Source organism: Mesorhizobium sp. WSM4837, from assembly GCF_055811435.1.
In genome coordinates, this window is sequence record NZ_JBVVQE010000016.1 from 33934 (window position 1) to 49460 (window position 15527).

At 62.6% G+C, this 15527-nt stretch carries 14 protein-coding genes; 7 read left to right on the forward strand and 7 right to left on the reverse strand.

What is annotated here, in order from left to right; genetic code table 11:
- Position 1: 1 nt before the first annotated feature.
- The gene (locus AC0L3D_RS11770) at positions 2–1642 is read right to left on the reverse strand and encodes a N,N-dimethylformamidase beta subunit family domain-containing protein (protein WP_473644431.1); all 1641 of its coding nucleotides are present in this window, start codon (positions 1640–1642) and stop codon (positions 2–4) included.
- A gap of 156 nt (positions 1643–1798) precedes the next feature.
- On the opposite strand from AC0L3D_RS11770, the gene AC0L3D_RS11775 reads away from it, so the two are divergent.
- The 7 genes from AC0L3D_RS11775 (at position 1799) to AC0L3D_RS11805 (ending at position 8243) form a co-directional block, all read left to right on the forward strand.
- Complete coding sequence (locus AC0L3D_RS11775; protein ID WP_023798216.1) at positions 1799–2047, forward strand: ParB N-terminal domain-containing protein; 249 nt, start codon at positions 1799–1801, stop codon at positions 2045–2047.
- A gap of 137 nt (positions 2048–2184) precedes the next feature.
- Positions 2185–2670 (forward strand): SRPBCC family protein, encoded by a 486-nt coding sequence (locus tag AC0L3D_RS11780; RefSeq protein ID WP_236378199.1) that lies wholly within the window; start codon positions 2185–2187, stop codon positions 2668–2670.
- Between the two features lie 26 nt (positions 2671–2696).
- Complete coding sequence (locus AC0L3D_RS11785) at positions 2697–3653, forward strand: alpha/beta fold hydrolase (RefSeq protein WP_473644433.1); 957 nt, start codon at positions 2697–2699, stop codon at positions 3651–3653.
- Positions 3654–3839: 186 nt separating this feature from the next.
- Positions 3840–4244, forward strand: a complete 405-nt coding sequence (locus AC0L3D_RS11790) for a GFA family protein (RefSeq protein WP_473629314.1) — start codon at positions 3840–3842, stop codon at positions 4242–4244.
- Positions 4245–4412: 168 nt separating this feature from the next.
- Positions 4413–4661: a hypothetical protein gene (locus tag AC0L3D_RS11795; RefSeq protein WP_419696895.1), complete on the forward strand. Its 249-nt coding sequence runs from the start codon at positions 4413–4415 to the stop codon at positions 4659–4661.
- Between the two features lie 216 nt (positions 4662–4877).
- The gene (locus AC0L3D_RS11800; RefSeq protein WP_473629313.1) at positions 4878–5894 is read left to right on the forward strand and encodes a glycoside hydrolase family 25 protein; all 1017 of its coding nucleotides are present in this window, start codon (positions 4878–4880) and stop codon (positions 5892–5894) included.
- Positions 5895–6044: 150 nt separating this feature from the next.
- Positions 6045–8243 carry an esterase-like activity of phytase family protein gene (locus AC0L3D_RS11805; RefSeq protein WP_473644435.1) on the forward strand — a complete coding sequence of 733 codons (2199 nt, stop codon included), beginning with the start codon at positions 6045–6047 and terminating at the stop codon, positions 8241–8243.
- A 63-nt stretch (positions 8244–8306) separates the two neighbouring features.
- Here AC0L3D_RS11805 and AC0L3D_RS11810 read toward each other — a convergent pair whose 3' ends face one another.
- The 6 genes from AC0L3D_RS11810 to AC0L3D_RS11835 form a co-directional block, all read right to left on the reverse strand.
- On the reverse strand, positions 8307–8513 hold the full coding sequence (locus AC0L3D_RS11810) for a type II toxin-antitoxin system HicB family antitoxin (protein ID WP_473629311.1): 207 nt from the start codon (positions 8511–8513) through the stop codon (positions 8307–8309).
- 4 nt (positions 8514–8517) lie between these two features.
- Entirely contained in the window at positions 8518–8718 is a 201-nt protein-coding gene (locus tag AC0L3D_RS11815; protein ID WP_473516233.1) for a type II toxin-antitoxin system HicA family toxin, read from the reverse strand.
- Positions 8719–8724: 6 nt separating this feature from the next.
- Positions 8725–12507 carry a vitamin B12-dependent ribonucleotide reductase gene (locus AC0L3D_RS11820; RefSeq protein WP_473644436.1) on the reverse strand — a complete coding sequence of 1261 codons (3783 nt, stop codon included), beginning with the start codon at positions 12505–12507 and terminating at the stop codon, positions 8725–8727.
- Positions 12508–13208: 701 nt separating this feature from the next.
- Positions 13209–13697, reverse strand: a complete 489-nt coding sequence (locus tag AC0L3D_RS11825) for an NUDIX hydrolase (protein ID WP_128168492.1) — start codon at positions 13695–13697, stop codon at positions 13209–13211.
- A gap of 216 nt (positions 13698–13913) precedes the next feature.
- On the reverse strand, positions 13914–14414 hold the full coding sequence (gene gpt / locus AC0L3D_RS11830; RefSeq protein ID WP_023798205.1) for a xanthine phosphoribosyltransferase: 501 nt from the start codon (positions 14412–14414) through the stop codon (positions 13914–13916).
- Between the two features lie 143 nt (positions 14415–14557).
- Entirely contained in the window at positions 14558–15391 is an 834-nt protein-coding gene (locus tag AC0L3D_RS11835) for a universal stress protein (protein WP_128168493.1), read from the reverse strand.
- Between the last annotated feature and the right edge of the window lie 136 nt (positions 15392–15527).

A 15527-nucleotide genomic window follows, 5' to 3' on the forward strand; every position in this document is an offset into this window, starting at 1 on the left:
GTCAGGACTTTCCGAGATAGCGGTCGAGTACATTCCTGGTGACACGCTCGACCATCGCGTCCTGCCTTAGCAGGCCGGCGACCCATTCGCAGCTTCCGGCGTGGAACACCTCGCCCTTGCCGCGCCGGAAATTGACGATCATGCCGTTGCCGCGCTTGACCTTGTCGAGATTGGCGTCGCTCGCCTCGCCGAACAGCGTTTCGGCGGTGAAGCGTCCATCCTCGTCGCCGAGAAACTGGTGTTCGAACGCGATGTCGGCGCTCTCCTCGACTTGCGCAGCCATGCCGACCGCAAGGATTTCCAGCCCATCCGGCGCGCCGCTGTCGGGCGTCGGGTAGGGCAGGCCGCCGTGGATCTCGTGGTCGAGCCCGTCGACCTCATAGCCATAGACATGGCTGTCGGCGCCGAGCAGGTCGCCGTAATAGATGCCTGTGCCGGCGAACGCCCAATGCTCAGGCCGGTAGACCGGAAAGCCGCGCACGCCGCGCGGTGCGCAACCGCCCCAGCCGGCGTAGAGGCCCCTGGTCGCATTGAGCCCGAAGGTCGTCGCACCCGGTCGGCCGATTTCCGGTGCTTCCCAGGAGTTGGTGGCGCGGGTCACGTCGCCGCCGCGATAGACCGGATCCTCGGCGCGGGCGCGGTATTTGTAGCAGACCTGACGGCGGCCCTCGTCCTCCAGTCTGGTCTGCCACATGAAATTGCCGGCGAAGCGCGCCGCATGGCCGCCGCGCTCGACATAGGCGTCGACAGCGTCGCGCATCTCCCAGGTCCAGTATTCGTCATGGCCGACGAAGACGACGCAGTCGTAGTCGTCGAGGATTTCGGGCGAGAAATGCAATTCGTGCTGGCTGGCAAGGTCGACCGCATAGGCGGCACGCTCTGCAAAACGAAAGAAGTGGCTGTCATAGCTTGCCCAGCCCGACGAGGCGTATTTCTTCGAATGGCCGGTGGCGAATGCCCCTTCCATATGCGGATAGCGCGGCACGGTTTTGGGCGCCACGGCGACCTCGAGCGGCACGCGCGGCGCCTCCTTCGGCAGGACAACAAAGCCGCGGCACCATGGCCGCTGCGTCGACACCATTGGGGCATACTGGTCGCGGTTCGGGCCGGTGATGCCTTCGTAATGATTGGAGCCGCCCCAGGTGTTGTAGGCAAGCCAGGTGCCGGTAGCGGCGACCTGCAGCACACGACCCCGTTTCTTGCCGGGCTGCGGGGTAACGATGAAAAGATGGTGGCAGCGGACCGGCTTGCCATCGCGGCCATCCGCCGTCAGCGTGACGCGATAGGCCCCGGACGGCCAGTCGTCGCCGACGCGGAATTCAAACGACGCGTCCCAGTCGCAGCCTAGGACCGAACATTGGTCGGGTGTATCCTGCCAGCGTGCCGCGATCCCGGCCTTCTCGAACATTTTCGTCTCGATGCCGCCGTCGCGGACGATCGCCATGCTGAAGCTGGAGGCCGTCGAGCTGACATGCAGCGTCACCGTCTCGCCCCGACGGTATGAGAAACGGTCGCTGTAGCACCAGATCTCGCCATGTTCGCCGTCCATGCCCGGCCACTCCCAGTAGTGGCCGCGCACCGCTTGCCGGCGCTGGTGGGGCGTCAGTCCGAAATCGGGGAATTCGGTCGGCAAGTCAGTCATGGCTACCGGCATGATCGAAGATCGCCATTTCGGCCATCTGCTCGGCAAGCGTCAATCGGAAACGATCGGGCCAGCGATAGCTGACAGCCGGCCTTGGCCTTGCCTGTCAAACCGACTATCTCTCAAAAGGCGGCCTTTTCCGCCGCGGGAGCCGACATGCTGAGAGTGCAAAAGGTCAGGGTGGACGACATCTACGTGCCGACCGCGCGCAGGAAGACGCTGCATCCCGAGACCGTTCGGCATCTGGCCGAGGACATTCTGGAAAACGGCATGAAGACGCCGATCCAGGTGCGCCACGACGGCAAGCGCCATATCCTGGTTGAAGGCCTGCACCGGCTGGAAGCGGCGAAGTGGCTCGGCGAGACCGAGATCGAAGCCTATCTGGTGCAAGCCAAGCGCCACTAAGCTCTCATTCGGCGTCCGCCGGAATCGGCCTGGCGAAGTTTTTCGCGAAACCGTGTCGGGCTGCGCGTTGCCCACTCGTCCTTGAGACGGAAACCGGCATTCAAGCAATCCTTTTGCAAGCAAGTGAGGAGACCATCATGACGACCAAGCTCGACATCGCCCCCAGTTCCGACCGTGAACTGGTTCTCGCCCGCATCATCGATGCGCCGCGCGAGAACGTCTATCGCTGCTGGACCGAGCCGAAGCTCGTGACGCAATGGTTCGCGCCAAAGCCGTGGACGACGCCGCGCGCCGAAATGGACGTACGCACCGGCGGCTCCAGCCTGGTTGTGATGGCCGGTCCCGACGGCAACGAATTCCCGAACCCCGGGGTCTTCCTCGAAGTCGTGCCGGGCAAAAAGATCGTTCTCACCGACGCCTACACAAAGGCCTGGGAGCCGTCCGAAAAGCCGTTCATGACGGTCGTGCTGACCTTTGAGGATGAAGGCGAGGGCAAGACCCGCTACATCGCCCGGGTTGCGCATTGGTCGGTCACTGACCGCGAAGAGCACGAGAAGATGGGCTTTCACGAGGGCTGGGGCCAGTGCGCCGACCAGCTCGAAGAAGTCGCCAAGCGGCTTTGATATCGGCGGGACGCAAGGAGACCGACATGTCCAGATCGATGTTTTTCGCCATTTTCGCCTCGGCCGCGGCGCTCTTCGCCGCGCCGGGCGACAGCAATGCCGAGGACGTAAAGCCGTCCATGACCAGCGAAACGAAAGCCATGCCCAAGCCGGCGAAATCCGGCCTGCTGCCGATCAACGGCCTGAATTATTATTACGCCGTCTATGGCCGGGGCGAGCCGCTGCTTCTGCTCCATGGTGGTCTCGGCACCACAGACATGTTCGCGCCGATCCTGCCGAAGCTTGCCGAAAGCCGCACCGTCATCGGCGTCGACCTGCATGGTCACGGCCGCACCGCGCTCGGCGATCGGCCGTTGAGCCTTGAGGTGATGGGCGACGACATGGCGGCGATCGTCAAGGCGCTCGGCTACGACAAAGTCGACGTCATGGGTTATTCGCTGGGCGGCGGCGTTGCCTTCCGCATGGCCGCCCAGCATCCCGAGACAGTGCGCCGGCTGGTGCTGGTCTCGACCGGGTATGCCTCGGACGGCTTCTATGCCGACATGCGTACTCAGCAGGCGCAGGTCGGCGCCGCGATGGCCGACATGATGAAGGACACGCCGATGTACAAATCCTACGTGGCGGTCGCGCCGCGCCCGCAGGATTTTCCAAAACTGCTCGACCAGCTGGGCGCCCATATGCGCAAGGACTACGACTACTCCGCCGCCGTGGCGAAGCTGAAGATGCCGGTCATGCTGATATTTGGCGACAGCGACATGTACCGGCCCGAGCATGAGATCAAGTTCTATCAGATGCTCGGCGGCGGGCTGAAGGACGCCGGCTGGATGCGCGAGAACCTGTCGCAGAACCGCTTGGCCATCCTGCCGAACCGCACCCACTACGACGTGTTTTTCGCGCCGGAACTGGTGGCCGCCGCACTGCCCTTCCTCAATGGCGAGACCAAGGTCAAGACCTGGGACGAGATCGTCAGAGAAACGCACTGACCGCCTGACAACTGCCTGCCGGCCGTCCTCCCGCGAGATGGCCGGCGACGCTCGTTGCGCATCGCGCCTGATCGTACATTCGGCCTGCCGCATCACGCCAACAGATGGCGCCATCAAAGCTTTTCAATTGACGCTCCTATCCCGGCAGCTACCTTCCTGCCAATCTTCAGAAGACGGGCTAAGGCAATGGCGAAATATCAGGGTGGCTGCCTGTGCGGGGCAGTGCGCTACCGCACCGAGGCCGCGCCGATCAACGAGCGCGCCTGCCATTGCCGGCTTTGCCAGAAGGCGCTGGGCGCGGCCTTCAACGCCCGCGTGCTGTTCCGCATCGACGACGTGACCATCGACGGGCCGGTGGCGACGGTGAATTCCTCGCCCGATCTCAAGCGCGGCTTCTGCCCGGGCTGCGGCACGACGATATTTTCCCGGCGCGACTCCGCCGGCATCACCTCCGGCTCGCTCGACGATCCTTCCATGTTCAAGCCGCAGATGCATATCTGGACCGCCTCGAAGCAGCCCTGGGTACAGCTCGACGACGGACTGCCGCAATATGAAGGCGCCCACCGCCGAATTGAAGCACAGGCGAATTGAAGTACATGCGAACTGAAGCACAGGCGAACCGAAGCGCAGGCGAAATCAAGCACAAGGCGTGCCCAAATTTTTTCGTCCGGGGCACGAGATAGTCGGCAAAGCGTCATTGGCGAGCCATCATTGCCGCCTATCTATTGCCTGCGGGTCGGCAGTCGAAGGAGGCGACGGATGAACGACAGAATTAACACCCTGGATGAGCTTTTGAGCGATCCGATGGTCAAGCTGGTGATGGAGCGTGACCGCGTGCAGCCGGCCGAGCTTCGCTCGCTGCTTGAAGAAAAGGTTCGCCGGGATGACGATGCGTCGGTCAATCCCGTCACCGATCGCCCAAACTCCGATCGCCTTGGCACCGACCGCTCCGTCCCGCCCGCTCATATGGTAGCCGAGAGCTGCCACAATCTGTGGTTGTGCGGCTAAGCAGCGGCCTGGCGTCGGCGATCCTTCGCGCGCCTTCGGTCCTGCGGCGTTTCCAGGCTCTCACCGCTACGGTGATAGAGCGAGCGCCTTACCCAGCCCCTCTGCCCTAACAATTTGATTCAAACTTTGTTGGTAATTTCTTGTTAGTAATCCGGACTGGTTTGTCCGGCGGCGTTGTCTTGCCCTCGGTCTGTTGTGTTCTGCGTACAGGTCCAGATGCGGTTACCAGGCGTCGTCATCTTCTCGATCGCGTCACTTTGCCTTGCCGGCTGCACGTCCACGTCCGGCGTCGACGCGCTGCAAGTGCCGTCCAGCGAGACGACCAGTTCGGTTGTGCGGCCGCCCGCGCCGGTGGCGTCGGTCGGCGCTGCCGATGTCGAACCCGACTTCGCGCAGGAGGAGGCGACGGAGCAGACTGTGGCGATGGCCACTCCGGAGCCTGCCGAAAGCATCGAGCCACCCCTCGAGCCGATTGCCCTGGTGGCGCCGAATCGGCTGGCACGGGCAGCACCGATGCTCGCCGAGCCGGTCCAGCGCTATCGTTTTCGTGACGCCAAGCCGATCAATTTCGGCAGGGCATCGCCCAGACACCTCGCCATTCACGGCGTCGACGTCTCGCGCTGGCAAGGCAACGTGAACTGGGCGAAGCTGCGCGCGCAGGGCGCGAACTTCGCCTACATCAAGGCGACCGATGGCGGCGATCATCTTGATCCGATGTTCATGAAGAACTGGCGCAATGCCGACGCCGCCGGCCTGAAGCGCGGCGCCTACCATTTCTTCTACTGGTGCCGCACTGCTGGTGAGCAGGCCGACTGGTTCATCCGCAACGTGCCGAGGGTCGAGGGCGCCTTGCCGCCGGTGATCGATGTCGAGTGGAACGGCGAATCCAGCTGCAAGCGGCGGCCGACGCGGCAAAAGGTGCTGGAGAAGATGCAGGTCTTCATGGACAAGCTCGAGCGCCACTACGGCCAGCGGCCCATCATCTACACCGCGCCTGATTTCTACCGCGACAATCTCAGAGGCGCATTTCTGGACTATCCATTCTGGCTGCGCGCGGTGGCACAGCACCCGTCAAAGGTCTATCCCGGCCGCAAATGGGTGTTCTGGCAGTATTCCGGCTCCGGCCTGTCGCATGGGGTGAGGGGCCGCATCGACCTCAACGTCTTCCACGGCGACGAGAGAGCCTGGCGGAACTGGGTTGGCGGGCGGCAGATGGTGGCCGAGGCGGAGTAGGCGGCCGAACAAAGTGTCCATTTGCAGACCAGCATGAGGTGAATATCGACGGACCTGGCCGCCTGTCGCGGAAGTGTCATCGTTCCGTCATCGCATTGAAATGTCGTTCCCGCAATCAGGTGGCTTCCATTCGAACAGGAGACGCCACCCGTGCCCCGCCATTCCGCGCTTTTCGTCCTGACGGCAGCGCTTGCTGCCTCGGTTTCGCTGCCGGCCCATGCCGACATGATGTTCAACCGGGTCGCGAGCTTCGCAGTCGCTGGTAACCTGCCGGGAAACGTCGAGAACACCACGCCGACTTCGTCCGAGATCATCACGGCGAGCGAAAACGGCATGACGCTGGTTTATTCCGATAGCCCGCTCGGTGCTGTCGGCTTCATCGACATCGCCGATCCCAAGGCGCCCAAGGCCGGCGGCATCGTCAAGATAGCAGGCGAGCCGACCTCGGTTGTGGTCATCGGCGGCAAGGTGCTGGCCGGCGTCAACACGTCGGAAAGCAAAGCCAGGCCTTCGGGCAACCTCACCGTTATCGACCTTGCCGCCAAGGCGATCGAAGGCACTTGCGACCTCGGCGGCCAGCCGGACTCGCTGGCGTTCAGCAAGGACGGCAAGTTTTTGGCCATCGCCATCGAGAACGAGCGCGACGAGGATCTGAACGACGGAGAAATTCCGCAGATGCCGGCAGGCGACCTTAGGATTTTCACGCTTGCCGAAAGCCAGCCTGATTGCGCGACGATGAAGACCGTCAACCTGGCGGGCATTGCCGAAGTCGCTGGGGAAGATCCGGAGCCGGAATTCGTCGCCTTCAACGAGGCCGGCGAGATAGCGGTCACGCTGCAGGAAAACAACCACATCGCCATCGTCAACGCCGAAACCGGCGCGATCGTCACCCACTTCTCCGCAGGCTCCGCCACGCTGGACAAGATCGACACCAAGAAGAACGGCGCCTTGTCGTTCGATGGCAAAATGGAAAACGTCGCGCGCGAGCCCGACGCCGTGAAATGGCTCGACAATGACCGCCTCGTCGTCGCCAACGAAGGCGACTACAAGGGCGGCTCGCGCGGTTTCACGATCTTCAGCAAGAAGGGCGAGGTCCTCTACGAATCCGGTTCGTCCTTCGAGCACCAGGTCGCCAATGCCGGCCATTATCCCGACGACCGCAACAAGAAGGGTGTCGAGCCGGAAGGTCTCGAGACCGGCACGTTCGGCGAGGACAGGCTGCTGTTCGTCGCTTCGGAGCGTGGCTCCGTTGTCGGCGTCTACAAGGACACCGGTGCGGAGCCTCAGTTCGCCCAGATCCTGCCGTCCGGCATCGGCCCGGAAGGCCTGGTCGCGATCCCGTCGCGCAATCTCCTGGTTACCGCCAACGAGGCCGACCTGGTCGAGGACGGGCTCGCCCGCTCGCACGTGATGATTTATGAGCGCTCCGAAGGCTCCGCCACTTACCCGATGATCACGGCAAAGCTCACGGCAGACGGCACGCCGCTCGGCTGGGGCGCGCTTTCGGCGCTCGCTGCCGGCGACGCTGCCGGCAGGCTGTTCGCTGCCTCGGACTCGTTCTACGCCGACGCGCCCTCGATCTTCGAGGTCGATGCCACCCAGACCCCGGCACTGATCACCGGCAAGACCATCGTCACGCGTGATGGCCATCCTGCACAGAAGATCGACATCGAAGGTCTTGTCGCCGACGGTGAAGGCGGCTTCTGGCTGGCCAATGAAGGCGATCCGGCAAAGCTCGTCCCGCACGCCATCCTGCGCGTCGACGACAAGGGTGTGATCAAGCAGGAAATCGGCTTCCCGATGGAACTGCTCGCCCACCAGACCCGCTTCGGTCTCGAAGGCATCACCGCGATCGGCGAGGGCGACGACCTGACGCTGGTGATGGCCGTGCAACGCGAATGGGCCGACGATCCGAAGGGCCAGGTCAAGCTTTTGGCCTACAAGCCGAAGGCCAAGGAATGGTCGGCTGTGCGCTACCCGCTCGAAGCGACCGAAGCTGGCTGGATGGGCCTGTCGGAGATCACCGCGCATGACGGCAAGCTCTACATCCTCGAACGCGACAACCAGATCGGCGACCTGGCCAAGGTGAAGCGCATCTATTCGGTGGTGCTCGATGCCTTCAAGCCGGCCAAGCTCGGCGGCGACCTGCCGTTGGTCGAAAAGACGCTGGTGCGCGACATCATCAGTGACCTGAAATCAGCCACCAACGGCTATGTCGTCGACAAGGTCGAAGGTTTCACCATCGACAAGAACGGCGACATCTTCGTCGCCACCGACAATGACGGCGTCGATGATTCGTCCGGCGAAACGCTGTTTTTACGCCTGGGCAACATCAGCGCGGTGAACTAAGGCTGGAGCAGTTCTCCCTTCTCCCCTCGTGGGCCCACAAGGGGAGAAGGGAAGGCCCGGTTGTTACACCTCTACATATTCCGCCAGGCTCACACCTTTGGGCACATCCAGCCCATCGGCACGCAAGCCTTCGATATGAAAGCGTATAGCGTCGCGAATTTCGGTTTCCACCTCAGGCACCGTCGCACCGGTCGCGATGCAGCCAGGCAGGTCCGGCACGTAAGCGGAAAAATTGTTTCCGGCTTTTTCGATCACCACCGCGTAACGCATGTTATCACTCCTTTAAACCGGACTGCTTGAGGATGCTATTCAGTGTTCCCGGTGCAACCTCGTCAGACGGCTTGCCGGCCACCGTGACGCGGCCGGCTTTGATTTCATGCTTATATTGGCGATGACTGCCTTTAGTTGCAACCAGATACCAGCCGTCGGTTTCCAGCAGGCGAATGACTTCGCGGACCGTAAGCCGAGGCGGCATCGGTCCTCAGCTACATCCGCTCGTCGAGCCACAGGTGTCGCACTTCTCGCACGTGCCGTTCCGCACCATCGTAAAATTGTGGCATTCGGAGCATTCGTTGCCGATGTAGCCCTGCATCAGGGATTGCTGACGCCGGGTCGCCGCAAGCGCCTTGGCCTCGGCGGCTTCTTTCGCGGCCTCGTCGGTGAACAGCGCAGTCGGGTCGGTTGCTTCCTCGTAGGCAATGTCCTCGACCAGTTCCTTCGCCCGTTCCTCATAGTCTCGCTTATAGGCGATGGCTTCGTCGCTGGCCGGCTTCAGCGCCAGCACGTTGGAGCCTGAGAACGCGGTCGGCGCCGAGCGAGTGGTAGCGGGAGAGGGACTTGAACCGCCGAACCCCTTGGGGTCGGCGCCCATGCCCGACACCAGCTTGACCGGCGAGACGCCGCGGGTCAGCCCCTTCGAGAACGGCGTCGCCTTGCCTTCGTTGATGCCGCGGCCGAGTGCGGTCTTGTCGAAATCCGACTGGTCGACATGGGCGAGGTCGTGGCGGGCAAGATAGGACACAGCAAGCTCGCGGAACACGTAGTCGAGGATCGACGTGGCGTTCTTGATCGCGTCATTGCCCTGCACCATGCCGGCCGGCTCGAATTTGGTGAAGGTGAAGGCTTCGACATATTCCTCGAGCGGCACGCCATATTGCAGGCCGAGCGAGATGGCGATGGCGAAATTGTTCATCATCGCCCGGAAGGCCGCACCTTCCTTGTGCATGTCGATGAAGATCTCGCCGAGGCGACCGTCGTCGAATTCGCCGGTGCGCAGATAGACCTTGTGGCCGCCGACGACCGCTTTCTGGGTATAGCCCTTGCGGCGGTTCGGCAGCTTTTCGCGGTCGCGATAGAGGCGTTCGACGACGCGTTCGACGATCTTTTCGGTCACCTGCACGGCGCGCTGTGAAGCCGGCGCGGCGATCAGCTGCTCGACGGCATCGTCCTCGTCGTCTTCGACGTCGGCAAGCAGCGAGGCGTTGAGCGGCTGCGAGAGTTTCGAGCCGTCGCGATAGAGCGCGTTGGCCTTCAGCGCCAGCTTCCACGACAGCATGTAGGCGCCCTTGGCGTCTTCCACCGTCGCGTCGTTCGGCATGTTGATGGTCTTGGAAATGGCGCCGGAGATGAACGGCTGCGCCGCCGCCATCATCTGGATGTGGCTGTTGATCGACAGTGAACGCTTGCCGATCTTGCCGCACGGGCTGGCGCAGTCGAACACCGGCAGATGCTCGGCCTTCAGGAACGGCGCGCCTTCCAGGGTCATCGCACCGCAGACATGGATGTTGGCGGCCTCGATGTCCTTCTTCGAGAAGCCGAGCGCCGGCAGCATCTCGAACGAGAAATCGTTGAGCTGCTCGTCGGTGAAGCCAAACGTCTCCTTCACCCAATCGGCACCCAGCGTCCACTGGTTGAAGACGAACTTGATGTCGAAGGCCGACTTCAACGCGGCGTTAAGCGCCGCGATCTTGTCGTCGGTAAAACCCTTTGCCCTAAGCGAGCCGGGGTTGATGGCAGGCGCCTGGTTGAGGTTGCCGTGGCCGACCGCATAGGCCTCGATCTCGGCGATCTGGCTTTCCGAATAGCCGAGCGTGCGCAGCGCTTCAGGGACGGCGCGGTTGATGATCTTGAAATAGCCGCCGCCGGCCAGCTTCTTGAATTTCACCAGTGCGAAATCGGGCTCGATGCCGGTGGTATCGCAATCCATGACCAGGCCGATCGTGCCGGTCGGCGCGATCACGGTTGCCTGCGCATTGCGGTAGCCATGCTCCTCGCCGAGCTCGATGGCGCGGTCCCAGGCAGCCTTGGCATGGGCGGCAAGCTCCGGCTGCTTCAGGTCGGAGGCGACCAGCGGCACCGGGTTGACGGCGAGTTTCTCGTAGCCGTCCTTGTCGCCATAGGCAGCGCGGCGATGGTTGCGCATGACGCGCAGCATGTTCTGCGCATTGCGGTCGTAGTCGGGGAAGGCGCCGAGCTCGGCGGCCATTTCGGCCGAGGTGGCATAGGCCGTGCCGGTCATGATTGCGGTGAGTGCTGCGCAGATGGCGCGGCCCTCGTCGGAATCATAGGGAATGCCCGAGGTCATCAGCAGGCCGCCGATATTGGCGTAGCCGAGGCCGAGCGTGCGGTATTCGTAGGAGAGCTTGGCGATCTCCTTCGACGGGAACTGCGCCATCATGACGGAAATTTCCAGCACCATGGTCCACAGCCGAACCGTGTGCTCGTAGGCTGCGATATCGATGGTGCCGTCGGCGTTGCGATAGGGCAGCAGGTTGATCGAGGCCAGGTTGCAGGCGGTGTCGTCGAGGAACATGTATTCCGAGCACGGGTTGGACGCCCGGATCGCACCGGCCGCGGCGCAGGTGTGCCAGTCGTTCATCGTCGTGTTGAAGTGCAGGCCCGGGTCGGCCGACGCCCAAGCGGCATAGCCGATCTTTTCCCACAGATCCCTGGCTTTCAGCGTCTTCAGCACCTTGCCGTCCTTGCGGGCGGTGAGATGCCAGTCGCCGTCCTGCTCTACGGCGCGCAGGAAATCGTCCTTCAGCGAGACCGAATTGTTGGAGTTCTGGCCCGAAACCGTGAGGTAGGCGTCCGAATCCCAGTCGGTGTCGTAGGTCTTGAACGACATCGAGGTGTAGCCCTGCCTGGCGAACTGGATGACGCGGTAGATGTAGTTCTCCGGCACCCCGTCCTTCTTGGCCAGCTTGATCTCACGCTTCAGCGCGGTGTTGATCGCCGGGTCGAAGCAATCGTCGTCCTGGCCTTCGCAGTTGATGCAGGCTTTCATGATCGCTTCGAGGTGCTTCTTGACGATCTTAGAGCCGGTGACCAGCGAGGCGACCTTCTGCTCCTCATTGACCTTCCAGTCGATGAATTCCTCGATATCGGGATGGTCGGCGTCGATGATGACCATCTTTGCGGCGCGGCGCGTCGTGCCGCCCGACTTGATAGCGCCCGCCGCGCGGTCGCCGATCTTGAGGAAGCTCATCAGGCCGGACGAGCGGCCGCCGCCGGACAGTTTTTCGCCTTCGCCGCGCAGGAACGAGAAGTTGGAGCCGGTGCCGGAGCCGTATTTGAACAGCCGCGCTTCACGCACCCACAAATCCATGATGCCGCCTTCGTTGACGAGATCGTCCTGCACGCCCTGGATGAAGCAGGCATGCGGCTGCGGATGCTCGTAGGAAGACTTCGACTTGGTCAGCTTGCCGGTGAACGGGTCGACATAGAAGTGGCCCTGGCTCGGGCCGTCGATGCCGTAGGCCCAGTGCAGGCCGGTGTTGAACCATTGCGGCGAGTTCGGCGCAACGCGCTGGGTGGCCAGCATATAGGCGAGCTCGTCGCGGAAGGCGCGCGCGTCGTCCTCCGACTTGAAGTAGCCGCCCTTCCAGCCCCAATAGGTCCAGGTGCCGGCAAGACGGTCGAAGACCTGGCGGGCGTCGATCTCGGAGCCGTAGCGCTCGGCTGCGGGCAGTTTTGCCAGCTCGGCCTCGTCGGCGACGGAGCGCCACAGGAAGGAGGGGACGTCATTCTCCTCGACCTTCTTCAGCCGTGCCGGCACTCCGGCCTTGCGGAAATATTTCTGCGCCAGGATGTCGGCGGCAACCTGACTGAACTGCGCCGGCACATCGATATTGTCCAAGCGGAACACCACCGAGCCATCCGGATTCTTGATCTCCGAAAGCGCCTTGCGGAATTCGATCTCCGCATAAGCCGCCCGTTCTTGACCTGCTAGCCCTTGCTTGGTGAAACGACGCTCGATGCGCATTGGTCCTATCCCTTTGTGTCTAGATATAGCGCCTTTCCCAGGGGATTTCTGCCCCCATTGCGAAACGCGCATGTCCGCCGTCTGCCGGCGTTCGAAAACGGCCGGCTCCTTTTCACGAGGCTCCGCCCGCCCTGCTGGTCGAACTCCTTGCGAAGTAGCCGTCCAACGCGCCGACAGACCCTGCGGGTCCCTCAAGACTGAAACTTTTTTGCGACTCCCTCAATCGAGGGAACTTCACATTATCTAGCGTCGAACCTACCTGCAAACACTAAATATAGTATTAACAGACAATTTATTCCAGTCCGACATTTTTCCCTTTCGTCCCCAAAAACCCCAAAATCCCGACGCCTCCGCCGGCCCCGTAGCCAGGGCGGAAATGCGGCCAAACGCACATAATCCGGGAAAAAAGACCGGGCTCAAAACTTTCCGGTCGCGCTCTCAACAGGAGCGCATGACCTATAAAAGGCGACTCGTTTTGCGCCGTCAAGGATTCGTTTGCGTAGCTTTTGTGACCCCAACATCTTGTGTGTCACATATGTGGATAACGGGGATAGAAGTGGCCGCAGGATTTCGATTTACCCACGTTCAGGCCATCAGCCCGACAACGCATGCCAAAGCTGGAGTGGCCAAATCGATTCCCTTTGCCCAAGAACATCGCCGGTGATGCGCGGCAGGTGCGCGGCTTTGGCCGCTATGCTTGCTCAGGAGAACTGGTGCGGGTCGGCACAGAAATAGGCGATGATCTGGCCAAGATCCGGCTCGTTGACCATGCGCACAGCCTCGGCGGGGCTGACCCATTTTCGGATGCGCGACCGCTTTTCCTTCCACCGGTCGGCGATCTTGTCGACCCGCAGCGGAAACACCAAAACCTCGCAAGGCACTTCCTCGCCGGAAGCCAATGCCTTGGCATAGAAGTAGCGGCCGGCTTCGTGGTGGGAGACCGTGCCGCGCAGTCCGGCTTCCTCGCCGGCCTCGCGCGCCGCCGCTTCGCAAAGCAGTTCCTTGGCCTCAGGCCAGCCCTTGGGAAGCACCCAGCGACCGGTATCGCGGCTGGTGATCAGCATGATCTCGACGCCATGGCCGGTGTCGCGCCAGGGCAATGCTGCAACCTGCAGGCGGCACGGCGCTGCGCCGAAGAGCCGCTGGACCCTTTCGGCCAAATGGTTGTGCGTTACTGGCCTCGTCAACATCGTAGAAGCTTGCCCCAGCCTCCAGAATCACTTGTCGTCTCGTGAATCTTACGGCTAATCATAAGCAATAAAAGTAAAAAACCTCATACGCACGAATTAACCACACACGAGACGTCGATTCAGGAATATCGTGCGCCGCTGCACTCTTTCAAGAAGTGCGCCGGCAAGAAGGCCGCGCCGGTATGTTCCGGGAGGAGAAAAAGCAGCTGCCGCGAATCAGCCGGCGTGGTCGTCGGCGATCGGCTTCTGGTAGGTGAAGCCCATGTCCCACGGAAAATAGATCCAGGTGTCCTGGCTGACCTCGGTGACGAAGGTGTCGACCAGCGGCCTGCCTTTCGGCTTGGCGTAGACGGTGGCGAAATGCGCCTTGGGCATCATGGCGCGGACGATGCCCGCGGTCTTGCCGGTGTCGGTGAGGTCATCGATGATCAATACGCCGGCGCCGTCATCGGCGAGCAGTGCCGGCGTGACCTCCTTCAGCACCTGCAACTGCCCCTGGCTGGCATAGTCGTGATAGGAGGCGACGCAAACCGTCTCGATGACCCGGATGCCGAGTTCACGCGAGATGATGGCGGCCGGCACCAGGCCGCCGCGGGTGATGCAGACGATCGCTTTCCATTGGCCTTTGTTGGCGCCGGCAAGCCGCCAGGCGAGCGCACGCGCGTCGCGGTGGAACTGATCCCAGGAGACGGGAAAGGCCTTTTCGGGAAGGGACATTTTTCGCGCACTCCGCAGCGCGCGAAAACGCGCGCAGACACTTGAAGGAACGCGCGGAATTAACTGGAAAGCCTTGGCCCTGGCAAGGGCGGCGGCAGGCGATCCCTGTGGACTTGCCGCCTGTGGACTTGCCGCTTGTCGATTTACCGCGACAGGAAAGCTGCCACCGGCAGGGTGCGCAGCACCGTGCGGGTGACACCGCCGAACAGAAGCTGGCGCAGCCAGGAATGGCTGTAGGCGCCGAGCACGAGCAGGTCGGCGCCAGTTTCGGCAACCCTGGTCTGGAGCACCTCGTCGACCGAGTGGCCGGCCGATTGCAGCACCGAGACGCTGACCGTGGCGCCATGCCTGGACAGGGCGGCGGCGATTTCGGCGCCGGCCGCCTCCGGGGCCTCGTCGAGCGTGTCCGGCGGGTCGATAACGACAATATCGGTTTGTTCGGCCTCGATGATGAAGGGCAGGGCGTCGAACGCGGCGCGCGCCGCTTCCTTGCTGCCGTTCCAGGCGAGCAGCACATGCTTGAAGCTGGTGATCAGCGGGCCTGAGTGCGGCACGACCAGCACCGGCCGGCCGGCGTCATAGACCAGCGTGTCGACATCGGCGTTTTGATCGCCGCCCGTCTCGCGCTGCGCGGCGATGATCAGGTCCGCGGTGCGAACGGTCGGGATGCCGGTCAGCGCGCTGTCTCCTGAAAAGCTCTCGAGGCTGCGCCACTCGAAGGACAGGCCGGACTCTTCGACATGCCGGAGGAAAACCGCCCGCAATTTTTCAGCGCGTTCCTTGTTCATGTCGGCCGAAACCTGCAGGAACTCGGTGTCGGGAAAGCCGGTGGCCGAGGTGTAGGGGACCGGAAGCGCTTCGGCATGAATGCCGATGAGATGGCTCTCGAACTTGTCGGCAAGCGGGACGGCGCATTCGAGCACGCGCTCCGCGTCCTGTTCGTTCTGCAGTATGGCGACGATGGTCTTGAATCGCATGGCAACCCCTCAATTCGCGGGCGAGCGAACTCGCCCGCATGAAACGTTACAGCACTATGCTTGGTTCCGGTTAGCCCGGATATGGCCTAATGTATGTCGCCCAAAAGCATGCCCTCGGGCGCGTGGTGCGCAGCGG